Source organism: Cellulosimicrobium sp. PMB13, assembly GCF_051294865.1.
GTDB lineage: Bacteria > Actinomycetota > Actinomycetes > Actinomycetales > Cellulomonadaceae > Cellulosimicrobium.
Genome location: NZ_CP145910.1, coordinates 2,559,436 through 2,574,052, shown reverse-complemented (window position 1 = coordinate 2,574,052; position 14,617 = coordinate 2,559,436). Strand labels below are relative to the sequence as shown.

General features: G+C 75.5%; 15 protein-coding genes and 1 tRNA gene. 13 read left to right on the top strand and 3 right to left on the bottom strand.

Features of this window, described 5'->3' with window-relative positions:
* The first annotated feature begins 113 nt into the window (after positions 1-113).
* The 7 genes from V5D56_RS11590 (at position 114) to V5D56_RS11560 (ending at position 7,676) form a co-directional block, all read left to right on the top strand.
* The gene (locus V5D56_RS11590; RefSeq protein WP_435735491.1) at positions 114-1,394 is read left to right on the top strand and encodes a VWA domain-containing protein; all 1,281 of its coding nucleotides are present in this window, start codon (positions 114-116) and stop codon (positions 1,392-1,394) included.
* A complete protein-coding gene (locus V5D56_RS11585) occupies positions 1,391-2,317 on the top strand; it encodes an FHA domain-containing protein (RefSeq protein WP_435735490.1) in 927 nt (308 codons plus the stop codon). The genes V5D56_RS11590 and V5D56_RS11585 overlap by 4 nt, the downstream gene beginning before the upstream one ends.
* 323 nt (positions 2,318-2,640) lie before the next feature.
* On the top strand, positions 2,641-3,234 hold the full coding sequence (locus V5D56_RS11580; protein ID WP_435739012.1) for a biotin transporter BioY: 594 nt from the start codon (positions 2,641-2,643) through the stop codon (positions 3,232-3,234).
* A gap of 20 nt (positions 3,235-3,254) precedes the next feature.
* A complete protein-coding gene (locus V5D56_RS11575; protein WP_435735489.1) occupies positions 3,255-4,733 on the top strand; it encodes a class I adenylate-forming enzyme family protein in 1,479 nt (492 codons plus the stop codon).
* Positions 4,734-4,789: 56 nt separating this feature from the next.
* Complete coding sequence (locus tag V5D56_RS11570; RefSeq protein WP_435735488.1) at positions 4,790-6,100, top strand: thiolase family protein; 1,311 nt, start codon at positions 4,790-4,792, stop codon at positions 6,098-6,100.
* Complete coding sequence (locus V5D56_RS11565; RefSeq protein ID WP_435735487.1) at positions 6,097-7,071, top strand: energy-coupling factor ABC transporter ATP-binding protein; 975 nt, start codon at positions 6,097-6,099, stop codon at positions 7,069-7,071. The genes V5D56_RS11570 and V5D56_RS11565 overlap by 4 nt, the downstream gene beginning before the upstream one ends.
* Positions 7,068-7,676 (top strand): CbiQ family ECF transporter T component, encoded by a 609-nt coding sequence (locus tag V5D56_RS11560; RefSeq protein ID WP_435735486.1) that lies wholly within the window; start codon positions 7,068-7,070, stop codon positions 7,674-7,676. The genes V5D56_RS11565 and V5D56_RS11560 overlap by 4 nt, the downstream gene beginning before the upstream one ends.
* A gap of 302 nt (positions 7,677-7,978) precedes the next feature.
* On the opposite strand, the gene V5D56_RS11555 is transcribed toward V5D56_RS11560, so the two are convergent.
* From V5D56_RS11555 to V5D56_RS11545, 3 genes are read right to left on the bottom strand one after another with little or no spacing between them, the layout of a single operon-like run.
* Positions 7,979-9,292, bottom strand: coding sequence for an MFS transporter (locus V5D56_RS11555; RefSeq protein WP_435735485.1), 1,314 nt, complete (start codon positions 9,290-9,292; stop codon positions 7,979-7,981).
* Positions 9,289-9,954 carry an ArsR/SmtB family transcription factor gene (locus V5D56_RS11550; protein ID WP_435735484.1) on the bottom strand — a complete coding sequence of 222 codons (666 nt, stop codon included), beginning with the start codon at positions 9,952-9,954 and terminating at the stop codon, positions 9,289-9,291. The genes V5D56_RS11555 and V5D56_RS11550 overlap by 4 nt, the downstream gene beginning before the upstream one ends.
* Before the next feature lie 43 nt (positions 9,955-9,997).
* Positions 9,998-10,792 (bottom strand): phosphatase PAP2 family protein, encoded by a 795-nt coding sequence (locus V5D56_RS11545; protein WP_435735483.1) that lies wholly within the window; start codon positions 10,790-10,792, stop codon positions 9,998-10,000.
* Between the two features lie 234 nt (positions 10,793-11,026).
* Between V5D56_RS11545 and V5D56_RS11540 the strand changes: the two genes are divergently transcribed.
* The 6 genes from V5D56_RS11540 (at position 11,027) to V5D56_RS11515 (ending at position 14,608) form a co-directional block, all read left to right on the top strand.
* On the top strand, positions 11,027-11,176 hold the full coding sequence (locus V5D56_RS11540) for a hypothetical protein (protein ID WP_435735482.1): 150 nt from the start codon (positions 11,027-11,029) through the stop codon (positions 11,174-11,176).
* A gap of 178 nt (positions 11,177-11,354) precedes the next feature.
* Positions 11,355-12,056 carry an oligoribonuclease gene (gene orn, locus V5D56_RS11535; protein ID WP_435735481.1) on the top strand — a complete coding sequence of 234 codons (702 nt, stop codon included), beginning with the start codon at positions 11,355-11,357 and terminating at the stop codon, positions 12,054-12,056.
* Between the two features lie 85 nt (positions 12,057-12,141).
* A tRNA-His gene (locus V5D56_RS11530) sits at positions 12,142-12,217 on the top strand.
* Between the two features lie 203 nt (positions 12,218-12,420).
* The gene (locus tag V5D56_RS11525) at positions 12,421-13,242 is read left to right on the top strand and encodes an ABC transporter ATP-binding protein (RefSeq protein ID WP_435735480.1); all 822 of its coding nucleotides are present in this window, start codon (positions 12,421-12,423) and stop codon (positions 13,240-13,242) included.
* Positions 13,239-13,880 carry an ABC transporter permease gene (locus V5D56_RS11520; RefSeq protein WP_435735479.1) on the top strand — a complete coding sequence of 214 codons (642 nt, stop codon included), beginning with the start codon at positions 13,239-13,241 and terminating at the stop codon, positions 13,878-13,880. Before V5D56_RS11525 ends, V5D56_RS11520 begins: the two co-directional genes overlap by 4 nt.
* Positions 13,877-14,608 carry an ABC transporter permease gene (locus V5D56_RS11515; protein ID WP_435735478.1) on the top strand — a complete coding sequence of 244 codons (732 nt, stop codon included), beginning with the start codon at positions 13,877-13,879 and terminating at the stop codon, positions 14,606-14,608. The genes V5D56_RS11520 and V5D56_RS11515 overlap by 4 nt, the downstream gene beginning before the upstream one ends.
* Positions 14,609-14,617: the final 9 nt, after the last annotated feature.

Below are 14,617 nucleotides of genomic sequence, written 5' to 3'. Positions count from 1 at the left end.
CGACCGCGACCGCTTCACCCGCCCACTCCACGAACCCGCCCGAGCGTTCCGCTCGAACCCGCCCGGACCGACCCGATAGCCTGCCCGAACACCGCATCACCGAAGGAGCCCCCATGGCCGAGTTCTCCGCCGAGGTCTACCAGAACGAGTTCCTGTCCGACGGCGCGACCGACGTCCACGCGATCGTCACCGTGACGTGCTCGGGAGCGGGCACGGCCGGGGGCGGCACCGCCGGCGGGGTGGCCGAGATCATCATGGTCGACACGTCAGGGTCGATGTCCGGGCGCAACATGGAGTCGGCCAAGCACGCGGCCCAGGTCGCGGTCGACCAGATCCTCGACGGCACGTGGTTCGCGATCGTCGGCGGCAGCCACGTCGCCCACCGTGCGTTCCCCTACCCGAACGCGCGCGTGGCGATGGTCCAGATGGAGCCCGGCGCACGCGCCGAGGCCAAGCGCGCGATCTCGATGATGACGCCGGGCGGCGGCACCGCGATGAGCACGTGGTTGCGCCTCGCGGACCAGCTCTTCGAGACCGTGCCGCAGGCGACGCAGCGGCACGCGATCCTGCTCACGGACGGCAAGAACGAGTCCGAGCCGCGCGCGAACCTCTCCGCGGCCGTGCGCGACGTCACCGGCCACTTCCAGTGCGACGCGCGCGGCGTCGGGACGCGCTGGCAGGTCGACGAGCTGCGCGAGATCGCGACGGCGCTCCTCGGCTCGGTGGACCTCATCGCCGACCCGAGCGAGATCGCGGCCGACTTCGAGGCGCTCATGCGGGCGTCGATGGCCCGCGGCGTCGCGTCCGCGGACCTGCGCGTGTGGGCGCCGCAGGGGGCGCAGGTGCTGTTCGTGCGCCAGGTCGCGCCCACGGTCGAGGACCTCACGACCCGGCGCAGCGACGTCAACCCGCTCACCGGCTCGTACCCGACGGGCTCGTGGGGCGACGAGTCGCGCGACTACCACGTGGCCGTGCGCGTCGCGTCGAAGCCCGTGGGCTCCGAGCAGCTCGCGGCGCGGGTCCAGCTCGCGGTGAACGGCGAGGTCGTCTCGTCCGGCCTGGTCAAGGCGAAGTGGTCCGACGACGACTCCCTCACCACGCGCATCAACCCCGAGGTCGCGCACTACACGGGGCAGACGGAGCTGGCCGCGGCGATCCAGGAGGGCCTCGCGGCGAAGGCGTCGGGCGACGAGGCGACGGCCACCGTCAAGCTCGGCCGTGCGGTGCAGCTCGCGCAGCAGACGGGCAACGCGGAGGCCACGACGCGGCTGCGCAAGGTCGTCGACATCGACAGCGAGGAGCAGGGCACCGTCCGGCTCAAGCGCAACACCTCCACGCTCGACGAGATGGCGCTCGACACCGCCTCGACGAAGACGACGCGGGTCCGCCGGTGAGCGCGGTCGTGTGCCCCAACGGGCACCCGTCGGAGTCGACGGACTACTGCGACGTGTGCGGCGAGCCGATCGCGGCGGCGACCGGCGGCGGCGCCCCCGCGCCGGCGCCGGCTGGCGCCGCACCGGCGTCCACGCCCGCGGCGACCACCGCGGCGACGACGTGCCCGAACTGCGGCTTCCCCGCCGCCGCGGGCGCGCTGTTCTGCGAGAACTGCGGGTACGACTTCACCACGGGGGCGCTCCCGGAGCCGGTGGAACCGCCGTCGGCGCTCTCTCTCGACCCCCCGGCGGGGAGCTCGGCCGTCCGTCCGTCGTCGGGGTCCCCCGTCCCGAGCGCGCCGCCGACGGCGGACCCCGCGCACTCCGCCGCGGTGCCCGCTCCCGAGACGCCCGAGGGCTCACCCCTGCCTGTCGCCGGGGAGACCGGGGCGCCCGAGGCGGCAGCCGCGGCCGCGGCCGGCGCACCGACGTCGCCCGCGTCGTCGGCCACCCACCTGCCGACCCCGCCGGTCCCCGGACCCGACCAGTGGGTCGTCGAGATCTGGATCGACCCCGACTGGTACGCGGCCCAGAAGCCGGAGGACCCCATGCCGTCCGCCGGGCTGCCCGGCCTCGTCGTGCTGCGCGAGCGCAGCGTGCTCGTGGGCCGGCCGTCGGTCTCGCGCGGCATCCACCCGCAGGTCGACTGCGGGGCCGACACGGGCGTGTCGCGACGGCACTGCCAGCTCAGCACCGACGGGCAGCGCTGGTGGGTCGAGGACCTGCAGTCGTCGAACGGGACCTACGTGAGCCCTGCGGGCGAGGCGCTGCCCACCGACCCGATCCCGGCCGGCCAGCGCCGCGAGCTGGGCGACGGCGACCGCATCTACCTCGGGGCGTGGACACGGCTCGTGGTCCGCAAGGCGCTCCCGGGCGAGGCCTGACCGGGCGCCGGTCCGGCACCCTGGCGCACCGGGTTCGAGCCGCCCCGGCCGCCCGTTGGAGGATTCCTCCTGGAGCGTCGCCCCTCACGGGCGAGGTTCTGGAGGGATCCTCCAACGCGTTGTGGGTTCCGTGCACGACGGCGTCCCTGCGTCGTCCGTCGCCCTGTCGGCGCCGACGCCGGCCGCCCGCGAGAGTTGTCGTGACCTGCCCGACCACGACAGGAGCACCCGTGACCGACGCGACGCCCGAGCCGACGACGGCCCGCACCGCACCCCCGGCCCTCGCCACCACCCCGGACCCCGGACCCCATCGCCTCGCCGACGTGCGGACCGACGGCGCCGCCGCACCACGGGGACGCCTGCTCGCCCTCACCGCGGGTGACGCGGCGCGCGTCGCGACGTTCGCGGCGCTGATCGCCGCGCTCGGCGTGCCCGGGTCGCTCGCCCTGTTCGGCAACGCCGTCCCGATCACGCTCCAGACGCTCGGCGTCATGCTCGCGGGAGCGGTCCTCGGCGCCCGGCTGGGCGCGCTCTCCGTCGCGACCTTCCTCGCGCTCGTCGCGGCGGGCCTGCCGCTGCTCGCGGGCGGCCGTGGTGGGCTCGCCGTCTTCGCCGGTCCGTCGGCGGGCTACCTCGTGGGCTTCCTCGCGGGCGCCCTGACCGTCGGGCTCCTCGTGGACCGGCTGCGCCGACCGACCTTCTGGCCCGTGCTGGGCGCCTGTCTCGTGGGCGGTGTCGCGGTCGTCTACGCGATCGGGATCCCCGTCCAGGCGCTCCTCACCGGCGTGCCTCTCACGACGACGGTGCAGCTCTCGCTCGTGTTCCTGCCCGGCGACGTGCTCAAGGCGGCCGCCGCCGCCGCCGTGACCGTCGGCGTGCTGCGCGCGTACCCGGCCGCACGGACCGCGCGCCGCTGACGACCTGGGAGAGTGTGCCCGTGCCCGTCGCCCCCCAGGTCCTGCGTCACGCCGCCGACCACGCCTCGCGCGACCGTGTCGCGCTGCGCACCGCCGACCGGTCCCGCACCTACGCGGCGCTCGGCGCCGACGTGCGGGCCGGGGCGACGTTCCTGCGCGCCGCGGGCACCGCGCCGGGAGACCTCGTGGCCGTGTCGCTGCCGGACCCGGTCGACCTGCTGACCGCCGTCCTCGCGGTCGACCTCGCGGGCGCGACGCCGCTCGTGTGCGACCCGGCCTGGCCGCGCGCGCACCGCGCCGAGGTGCTGCGCTCGGTCCGGCCGCGCACGTTCGTCGAGGTGCCGCTCCCGCGCGGGACCGTGCGGGACGCGGAGACGACCGTCGACCCGGGGCCGGACGATCTCGCGTGGGCAGGCTTCTCCTCCGGGAGCACGGGTCGTCCTCGCGCCGTCGTGCGGACGCGGGCGTCGTGGGTCGACTCGTTCGACGACGTCACGCGGCTGACCGGCGTCGCCCCGACGGACACGGTCCTCGTCCCCGGGCCGCTCGCGTCGTCGCTGTACTGCTTCGCGGCGGTCCACACGCTCGCCCTCGGGGCGTGCGCGTACCTCACGCGCACCCCCGCCGCCCTGACCGCCGCGCTCGCGCGCTGCGACGTCGTGCACCTCGTGCCGTCCGTGCTGGAGGAGGTCCTCGACGCGCTCGACGCGGGGGCGCCGTCGCGCCTGCGGCAGGTCGTCGTCGGGGGCGCGTCCCTCCCGGCCGGCGTGCGCGGGCGTGCCGCCCGGCACGACCTCGCCGTCCTCGCGTACTACGGCGCGGTCGAGCTCTCGTTCGTCGCCCACGACCCCGACGGGGCGGGCTTGCGCGCCTTCCCGGGCGTCGAGCTCGACGTGCGCCCGCTCGCCGGTGCGAGCGTCGGCGAGGTGTGGGTCCGCTCGCCGTGGGTGGCGCAGGGCTACCTCGCGCACGCGACCGGGCCGCTGCGCCGCGAGGGCGACTGGGCGACGGTCGGCGATCTCGCCGAGCCGCTCGCCGACCCGCTCCGCGCCCCCGACCCGTCCGCCGACCCGCCCTGTGTCACGGACTCGCCCACCGATCCGCTCCGTACCGCCGACCCCGTCGGTGGCGTCGGCCTGGTGCTGCGTGGTCGCGGTGACGGCGCGATCCTCACCGGTGGCTCGACCGTCGTCCCCGAGGACGTCGAGGTCGTGCTGCGGGCCGTGCCGGGCGTGCGCGACGTCGTCGTGCTCGGGACGCCGCACCGCCGGCTCGGGGCCGTGGTCACCGCCGTCGTGGAGTGCGACGCGCGCCCAGGGCTGCGCGCGCACCTCGAGCGCGTCGCCCGGTCCGCGCTCGCGCCGAGCCAGCGCCCGCGCCGCTGGTACGGCACGCCGGCGCTCCCCCGCACGCCGTCGGGCAAGCCCGCGCGCGGCGCGCTGAGCGAGGCCCTCGGCGCGCTGGAGCGCACGCCCACCGCCCTGGTGGCGCTGCCGTGACCGCCGGGGGCACGGTGCGCGCAACGGCCCGGGGCGCCGACACCAGCAGCAGCAGCATGCCCGTGGTCGTCGCCGCGCGGCGCACGTGGATCGGTACGGCCGGCCACGGCCACCGCTCACGCACCGAGGTCGACCTCGCGGCGGCGGTGCTGCGCGCCGTCGTCGACGACGCGCGGGTGTCCGGCGTCGTGGACGACGTCGCCGACGTCGTGCTCGGGTGCTGCACCGGACCGGGTGGCAACGTCGCGCGCGTCGCGGCGCTCGCCGCCGGGCTGGGCGTCGAGGTGCCGGGGCTCACCGTGGACCGGCAGTGCGGCTCCGGGCTCGCGGCGGTGCTGCTCGCGGCCCAGCAGGTGCGGGCGGGAGACGCCCGGCTCGTCCTCGCGGGCGGGACGGAGAGCGCGTCGGCGGCACCCGTCCGGTCGCACCGCGGCGCACCCGCCGGGTACGCGCGCGCGGCCTTCACCCCCGCGCCGTGGGCCGACCCGGACATGGGCGCCGCGGCCGACGCCCTCGCCCGTCTCCGCGGCATACCGCGCGAGCGCCAGGACGCCTACGCCGTCCGCAGCCACGCCCGCGCGCTCGCCGCGCACGCGGCGGGTCGGTTCGACGCGGAAGTCGTCCGCCTCGGCGCACCGCCGACGGGGGCGGGCGGCACCGCGGCGGTCGACCCCCTGGCCGGGGAACGGCAGGGCACGACACCGCGACCCGCGTCCCCGACCACGACCCCGACCGGATCGCCCGGTGTGCCTGGCGTGCCCGGCGTGCCCGGCCGGCGTCGGGGCGCGCTCGACCGCGACGAGCGGGCGCGGCGGCTCGACGCGTCACGCCTCGCGAGGCTGCCCGCGGCCTTCACGCCCGACGGGACGGTCACGGCGGGCACCGCGAGCCCGGTGAGCGACGGCGCGGCGGCCGTCGCCGTGGTCCCCGAGGCGGTCCGCCGCGGGCTCGGGGTCCCGGGGTTGCGCCTGGTCGCCTCGGCGACGGTCGGGTGCGACCCCGCCGCACCGGGCTGGGGACCGGTCCCCGCGACGCGGGCCGCGCTCGACCGGGCGGGCTGGTCGGTCGACGACCTGGCAGCCGTCGAGGTGGTCGAGGCGTTCGCGGCGCAGGTGCTCGCCGTCACCGACGCTCTCGGCCTCGACCCGCTCGACGGTGACGAGCGCGTGTGCGCCGACGGCCGCGTGTGCGCCGACGGCGGTGCGCTCGCGCTCGGGCACCCGTGGGGTGCGAGCGGCGCCGTGTCCGTCGTCCGGCTGTTCTCCCGCCTCGTGCGGGCTGGCGCCCCGGCGGGGACGCGCGGGCTGGCGACCGCCGCGGTCGGCGGTGGCCTCGGCGTCGCGGCGCTCGTGGAGGTGGTCCGATGAGGTGGCCGTCCGCACGCGCCCGCGACCGCGGCGCGAGCGACCTGCCGGGCGACGGCGCGAGCGACCTGCCGGGCGACGGCGCGAGCGACGCGACGGGCGACGGCGCGAGCGACCGGGCCGGCGACGAGCGTCCTGGACGCGGGGTGCTCGGCTGCGTCGTGACGCTCGACGACGTGCACGTGCGCCTCGGCGAGCGCGACGTGCTGCGCGGCGTCGACCTCGTGCTGCGCGAGCGGCGGATCGGCGTCGTGGGGGCGAACGGGTCGGGCAAGAGCACGCTCGCGCGCCTGCTCAACGGGCTCGTGCTGCCGACGAGCGGCCGCGTGCTCGTCGACGGCCTCGACACCCGGCGCCACGGCGCGCAGGTGCGACGCCGGGTCGGGTTCGTGTTCACCGACCCGGACGCGCAGATCGTCATGCCGACGGTCGCCGAGGACGTCGCGTACTCGCTGCGGAAGGTCCCGGCGGGCACCGCCCGCGACGCCCGGGTGCGGGCCGCGCTGGAGGCGCGCGGGCTGGCCGACCACGCCGACCACCCCGCGCACCTGCTCTCCGGCGGGCAGAAGCAGCTGCTCGCGCTGACGTCCGTGCTCGTCACGGAGCCGGACCTCGTGGTCGCCGACGAGCCGACGACCCTGCTCGACCGGCGCAACACCCGCCACGTCGCGGCCGAGCTCGCGTCGCTCCCCCAGCAGGTCGTCCTCGTCTCGCACGACCTCGACCTCGTGTCCGCCATGGAGCGCGTCCTCGTCGTCGACGGCGGCCGGGTCGTCGCCGACGACGAACCGGGCGCCGCGCTCGCCCACTACCGCCGCCTCGTCGACGACGACCTCCCGCCGCCGTCCCCGCAGTCGCCCCCGCTGTCGCCGTCGCCGTCCGCCCTGCCGTCCGCTCTGCCGTCCACGAGGAGCAGCGCGCGGGCCGCGACGCCTGCCGGGCAGGCGAGGGCCGTCGAGGGCGGGACCCGATGAGCGGGCCCTCCGTGGCGACGTACCGCCCGGGGACCTCTCCGCTCCACCGCGCACCGGCGGGCGCGAAGCTCGTCGGGCTCGCGGTCGTTGGCGCGGGCGTCCTCCTGCTCCGCGAGCCGCTCGCGGTCGGGGCGGCGGGGCTCGCCGTCGTGGCGCTCTACGCGCTCGCGGGAGCCGGCCCGCGCGTGCTGTGGGGCCAGGTCCGGGCGCTGCGCGTCGTCGTGCCGGTGCTGCTCGCCGTGCAGTGGCTGACGCTGGGCCCCGTGACCGCCGTCGTGCTCACCGCGCGCCTCGTCGTCCTCGTCGCGCTCGCCGGACTGGTGCTCGTCACGACGCGGTCGTCGGACGTGCTCGCGGCGACCGAGCGAGGCCTGCGGCCCCTCGGCCGCGTGGGGGTCGACGTCGCCCGTGCCGCCCTCGTCCTGTCGCTGGCCGTGCGTGCCGTGCCCGTGGTCGCGGCGCTCGCGGCGCGCGTGCGCGACGCGTGCCGCGCGCGCGGACGCGAGCACGACGTGCGCGCCTACGCCGTCCCGCTCGTCGTCGCCTCGCTGCGCCACGCCGACGCGACGGGCGACGCATTGCGCGCCCGGGGCCTCGACGACTGAGACGACAGCCACCCTCGAAAGAGGACCGCCGCCACGCGAGGTAGTGCCATGGTTGCCGAGGTAGTGCCGTGGTCGTCTGACCAGGGATCAATCTCGCGAACCACAGCTCTACGTCGGCGACCAGGGCTCTATCTCGCGGTGAGCAGATCCAGGGTGAGGTGGTACCCGGAGGGGTGGGTGGGGGCGCCGCGTCGTGGCGGGTCTGGCGGGAGCCGCGAGGAACGAGCGGCGGATGGTAGACGCGGCGCCCCCGCCCACCCCGACGCCCAGGCGACCACGCGCCGTCGGGCACGACGGGGCTGCTACCCCGCGCGATCCGGCTCCGTCGAGACGCGACCGCGGAGGGCGAGCACGGCGGCGGCGAGGATGACGACAACCGTGACGACGAGCATCGCGCGGTAGTCCACCGCCCCGACGAGCGCAGCCCCCAGCACGGTCAGGCCGAGCTGCGGGACGTTGAGCAGCATGTTCGTCGCCGCGGACACGCGCCCCTGCAACGCGGCAGGTGTCCGCAGCTGCCGCTCCGTGACGAAGCCGACGATCGCCCACGTCACGCCGAGCCCGACCGCTCCGAGCCCGACCATGACCGCGACGAGGTGCGACCCGAGCGTCGGGACGACCCCGACGCCCAGCACGACGAGCGCGACCGCCACGAGGCGCTGCGAGCCCCACCGGGCGACGAGCCGCGCTGCCGTGAGCCCGGCGACGATGGCCGTCACGGCCTGCACGGAGGAGATCGGGCCCAGAAGCTCGGGCGGGAGCCCCAGGCCGTCCTCGATGATCGCGAAGCTCACGGCGTTGAGCAGCCCGACAGCCGCGAACGCGACGACCAGGGCGACGGTCAGGGCGCCCAGCGGTGGTGTGCGCACGAGGTGCCGGAAGCCCGCGGTGGCCTCCGCCAGCAACGGCTCCCGGTCCGCGGCCGCGGTCGGCGGCGTCTCGGCGAGCGCGATCCGTCCGACGACGAGCGCGGCGACCGCGAACGCGCCCGACGCGGCGACGACGAGCGGGACGGGGCCTGCGAGCGCATAGGCGCCGGCACCGACGACCGGCATGAGCAGCCGGAAGACCTGGTCGATCGTCGTGAGCCGACCGTTGGCGGGGGCGAGCGCGTCGTCGGGCAGCATGTCGCGGATCAGGCCCGACTGCGCCGCGGCCGTGGCGAAGCCGACGCCCGAGTACACGACGGTGACGGCGAACACGAGCCACACCTGGTCCGGCCCGCGCACCGCGAGGAGCAGCAGCAGCGTCACCGCACCCACGAGGTACGACACGACGAGCATCCGACGCCGTGACACGCGGTCGGCGATCTGGCCGAGGACGGGCGCGACGAGGGCGGGCAGCCCGAGCGCGGCGAACACCAGGCCCGCCGCGCCGTTCGACCCGGTGAGGTCCTTGACCCAGACGGCGAGGATGATCGCGAGGACCGAGTCGGCGAAGTTCGTGAACGCCCAGCCGACGGTGAGGAGGCGGAACGGGCGGGACCGCAGGGCTGTCCGCGTGTCGACGGCGACGGGCGAGCCGGCCGGGCCGGCCGGGGCAGCCGTACCGGGAGCGCGCGCTGGGCCAGCCTCGGCCGAGGCCGCCGACGGTGCTCCTGCACCCTCGCCGCTCATCGGGCGCCTCCCGCGGCTGGACGCACGTCGTCGCGGCCCGCCGCGTGGGCGCCGTCCGCGCCACCGACGACCGGGTCCGCCGGGAGGTCGGCGTTGACGACGCCGAGCAGGCGCGCCGGCCGTGACCCGGCGGGCCGCAGCGACGGGTCGTCCCACCGCCCGGCGAACCGGTCGGTCAGCGCCTCGACCTCGCGCGCCAGGTCGGCGAGCTCGTCGCGCGTGGCCCAGAACGACGCCGTGGTCAGCGTCGAGGCGAGGAGCCACTCCGGTGCGTCGGACGCGGCGCGCGCGAGCCAGCCCCGCACGCGTGCCACCTCCTGGTCGAGCATCAGCGCGGCCACGGCTCCGGCCGCGGGCAACGACCCGGGCACGTCCGGGTCGAACCGGGTCTGACGGCCCTGGCCGACGGCGCGCCACGGCCTCTCCTTGCCGCGCCGCTCGGCGGCCTCCACGAAGCCGTACTTGGCGAGCATCCGCAGGTGGAACGAGCAGCTCGCGACGGACTCGCCCGTCACCTCGGCGCACCGCGTCGCGGTGACCTCGCGCTCGTCGTCGAGCAGCGTGAGGATGCGCAGCCGCAGCGGGTGGGCGAGAGCGCGCATGCGCTCGGGATCGGACGTGACGAGGGGCTGGCGGTCCGGGTCGGGCGCAGGAGTGCTCACGCAGGGACGCTACAACGATCAAGAAGTCTTGCGCAAGGGTTCTTTAGCGTTCTCGCGACCCCTTCCCCGGCGCGGCCCGCCGCGCGGCGGAGGCGTCGTGCACACGGCTCACGACCACGACCACCCCGAGCACCGCGACGGCCAGAGAGACACCCGCCAGCACGTCGGTGAGGAAGTGGTACCCGAGGTAGAGCCGGCTCCCCGCGACCGCCCCGACCACGACGACCGACGCCAGGACCCAGCCGGCGAGCAGCCGACCGCTGTGGTGCCGGTGCCACACGAGATAGCCGCCCACGAGGACGAGCGTCGCCGCACCGATCGTGTGGCCCGAGGGGAAGGAGAAGGATCGTTCGACCCCGGCGACGACCATCGACTCGTCGGAAGGTCGAGGACGCGCGATCAGCGCCTTGAGCACCGTCGACGCGAGCGTGGCCAGCACCATCGCCCCCGCGAGCAGCCCGGGCTCCCACCAGGTTCCCGAACGCCGGGCCCACACCACGCAGCCGACGGCGACCAGGAGGGGCAGCACGAACGGGCCGAAGAGGTCCGTGACGACCGTGAGCACCGCCGTCGCCGCCGGGGTCCGGTGCGCGACCAGCCACTCGAGGAGGGGCTCGTCGAGCTGCCACAGGTCGTCGCGGTCGCGCACCGCGTCCAGCAGGGCGACGAACCCGAGCACGCCGAGCACCACGAGCGCGACCCCCGGCCACGCGAGGGCCACGACCTGGGACATCGGCCGCCGTCGCACCCGGCCCTGCGGACCCCGCTCCCCGCCCGCCTCGTCCGGCGGCCCCCCGCTCCCGTCGACCAGCTCGTCCCGCTCCCGCGCGCCGCTCATCCCCGGACGCTACGCAGTGCCGGACGCCCTCGCAGGTCGGACCCTCGGTGCGGATCCTGGTGCGCCGACGGCCTGCCGGCGGCTGCGGCGTCGTCGCCCTCCGCGTAATTCAGGTGCACCTCCGTGCCGCACGTGGTTCTGTGGTAACACACCGCGGTGACGTCCGTCCGGTCCGTACCGGGCGGTGGAGGGTCCGGCCAGGCCCAGCGTTCCGACGTCACGAGAGCACACACCATGCATCCCCTCATCACGTTCGACGTGGCGGCCCTCAGCCGTCGCGAGCAGCTGCAGGAGCAGACCCTGCGCCGTGAGCAGCTGCGCCGCACGACCGCCCGCATCCCGGCGCGCACCCGGCAGGCCCGCCTGCCGCGTCGCACCGCATGACGCGGACCGACCGCGCGCCCGCACGGGGACCTTCCCCGACGGACGGCGGCGCACCCCGAAGGCCCCGGCCGCCCGGACCCCTCACGGTCCGCGCAGCCGGGGCCTTCGTCGCGCCAGGCGGAGACAGACGACATCGCCCCGGACCTCCCGGGGGGCGGCCGCGGCTAGGCTGTCGGGCGTGAGTCCCGTGAACGCCAACGAACGCATCGTCTGGATCGACTGCGAGATGACCGGTCTCGACCTGGGCGCCGACGCCCTCGTCGAGGTCGCCGCCGTGGTCACCGACTCCGAGCTGACCGTGCTCGGCGAGGGCGTGGACGTCCTCGTCCGGCCGCCGGCCGAGGCGGTCGAGCAGATGGGCGACTTCGTGCGGCAGATGCACACGACGTCGGGCCTGCTCGACGAGCTCGAGACCGGGCTGACGCTCGCGGAGGCGGAGCAGCTGGTCCTCGACTACGTCCGCACCTGGGTCCCCGAGCCCGGCAAGGCGCCGCTCGCGGGGAACTCCGTGGGCACCGACAAGGGGTTCCTCGACCGCGACATGCCCGCGCTCATGAGCCACCTGCACTACCGGATCATCGACGTGTCCTCCGTCAAGGAGCTCTCCCGCCGCTGGTACCCGCGCGCCTACTTCGCGTCGCCGGAGAAGAACGGCGGCCACCGCGCCCTCGCCGACATCCTCGAGAGCATCGACGAGCTCCGCTACTACCGCGAGGCCGTGTTCGTGCCGCAGCCGGGCCCGGACTCGGCGACCGCCCGGCAGATCGCCGCGCGCATCAAGGCGTCCTCCGTCGCGCGACCCGTCGCCCCGGTCCCGGACGAGCCCGCCGTGGCCACCGTCACAGACCCCGGCCCGGCCGACGACGCCACGCGGTCCTGAACCCCCTCGCGGACCTAGTACACTTTTCGACGGCCGGTGCTCACGCCCCGGTCGACGGGTCCGCCCCTCGGGGCGGTCGCCCATGGTGGGTATAGCTCAGCTGGTAGAGCACCTGGTTGTGGTCCAGGGGGTCGCGGGTTCAAGTCCCGTTACTCACCCCACGCGCAGGGCCCCTCGTTCGCGAGGGGCCCTGTTGCCGTCTCCGGGCCCGTGCGTCGGGACGGACCGGTGCGAAGGCGACGAACCCTGCCACGACCTACGGTCGGGTAACGATCCGCGCCACGCCCCGTGACCGGCTCGCGCGAGACGCCCGACTGTGATCGGCTGGGACGCCGGAACCACCGAGGCTCGGAGGAAGCGCCCCGTGATCGAATTCCGCTCGGTCAGCAAGACCTACCCGGACGGCACCGCCGCGGTGGACGACTTCAGCCTCGTCGTGCCACCGCACCGCACGACGGTGCTTGTCGGGTCGTCGGGCAGCGGCAAGACCACGCTCCTGCGCATGATCAACCGGATGGTCGACCCGACGGCCGGTGTCATCGAGATCGACGGCGAGCCCATCGCCGACAAGGACCCGGTCCGGCTGCGCCGCGGCATCGGCTACGTCCTGCAGAACGGGGGGCTCCTGCCGCACTACACGGTCATGGACAACGTGACGACCGTGCTGCGGCTCGAGAAGACCCCGAAGCGGGTCGCGCGGGACCGCGCGCTCGAGCTCCTCGACACCGTCGGCCTGGACCGAGCGCTCGCGGAGCGGTACCCGAGCCAGCTCTCGGGCGGTCAGCAGCAGCGCGTCGGCGTCGCACGCGCCCTGGCCGCGGACCCGAACATCCTCCTCATGGACGAGCCGTTCGGTGCCGTCGACCCGATCGTGCGCGCCGAGCTGCAGACCGAGACGCTGCGCCTGCAGCAGGAGCTGCAGAAGACCATCGTGTTCGTCACGCACGACGTCGACGAGGCGTTCCTGCTCGGCGACCAGGTCGTCATCCTCGAGAAGAGCGCGAAGGTGGCCCAGGTCGGCTCGCCGAGCGAGATCCTGGAGAACCCCGCGACCGAGTTCGTGGCGAGCTTCATCGGCGTCGAGCGGGGAGCCCGTGCCCTGCACACGAAGCGCACCGCGCGCGGCACGGTCCTCGTGGACACGACCGGCCGCACCCAGGGGGTCCTCGTCGAGGACGGCGCATGACCTGGGTCGCCGACAACCTCGACCTCATCGGACGCCTCACGATCGAGCACCTGCGCCAGAGCGCCGTCCCCATCCTGCTCGGTCTCATCGTGTCGATCCCCGCCGGCTGGTTTGCGTACCGGTTCCGGCTCACGCGCGGCCTGGTGCTCACGCTCGTCGGCCTGCTCTACACGATCCCGTCGCTCGCGCTCTTCGCGCTCCTCCCCCCGATCCTCGGCATCAGCTTCCTGTCCGAGGTCAACCTGATCGTGGCGCTGACCATCTACGCGGTCGCCATCATGACGCGCTTCGTCGCGGACGCGCTCGACTCCGTGGACCCGGTCGTGCGGCAGGCCGCCGTCGCCGTCGGGTACGGGCCGTGGCGCCGGTTCTGGCAGGTCGAGCTCCCGCTGGCGGGACCCGTCGTGCTCGCCGGCCTGCGCGTCACCGCGGTGTCGACCATCTCCCTCGCGACCGTCGGCATCCTCATCGGGATCGACAACCTCGGCTACCTCTTCACGAACGGCTACCAGCGGCAGATCGTCGCCGAGATCCTCGCCGGCGTCGTCGCCGTGGTCGTCATCGCGCTGCTGGTGGACCTGCTGCTCGTGCTGCTCGGCCGGCTGGTGCTCCCCTGGACCCGGACGGTGCGCGCATGAACCTCTTCGCCGAGGCGATCGCCTGGATCTTCTCGCCCGACCGGGCCGAGGGAGCGCTGCCGCTCTCCGAGGCGATCAGCACGCACCTCGCCTTCACGTTCGTCTCGGTGCTGATCGCCGCCGTCGTCGCGGTCCCGGCGGGCTGGCTCATCGGCCACACCGGTCGGGGGCGCGAGATCGCCGTCGCCCTGTCCGGGGCGGCCCGCGCGGTGCCGTCGTTCGGGCTCGTGCTGCTGCTCGTGCTGGTCCTCGGCGTCACGCACAAGATCGCCGCCTCGATCACGGCGTTCGTGCTCCTCGCGATCCCGCCGATCCTCGCGGGAGCGTACGCAGGGATCGAGGCGGTCGAGCGGCGCGTGGTCGACGGCGCGCGCTCGGTCGGCATGACGCCCTGGCAGGTGCTGCACAAGGTCGAGGCACCGCTCGGCCTCCCGCTGCTCCTCGGCGGGCTGCGCTCCGCGACGCTCCAGGTCGTCGCGACCGTCACCCTCGCGGGATACGTCGGCAACTGGGGCCTCGGCTTCTACATCATCCAGGGCATCCAGATCCGCGACTTCGCGCAGATCCTCGGGGCCGCGCTGCTCGTCGTGCTCCTCGCGCTCCTGCTCGACGCCGTCTTCGCGCTCCTGCAGCGCTTCGTCGTGCCACGCGGCGTGTCCGCCGGGCGCGCCACGGAGAGCCCCGGACGACGACGCCGTCGCACCGCCACCGCCCCGAACCCCGGCTGACCGCCGGAC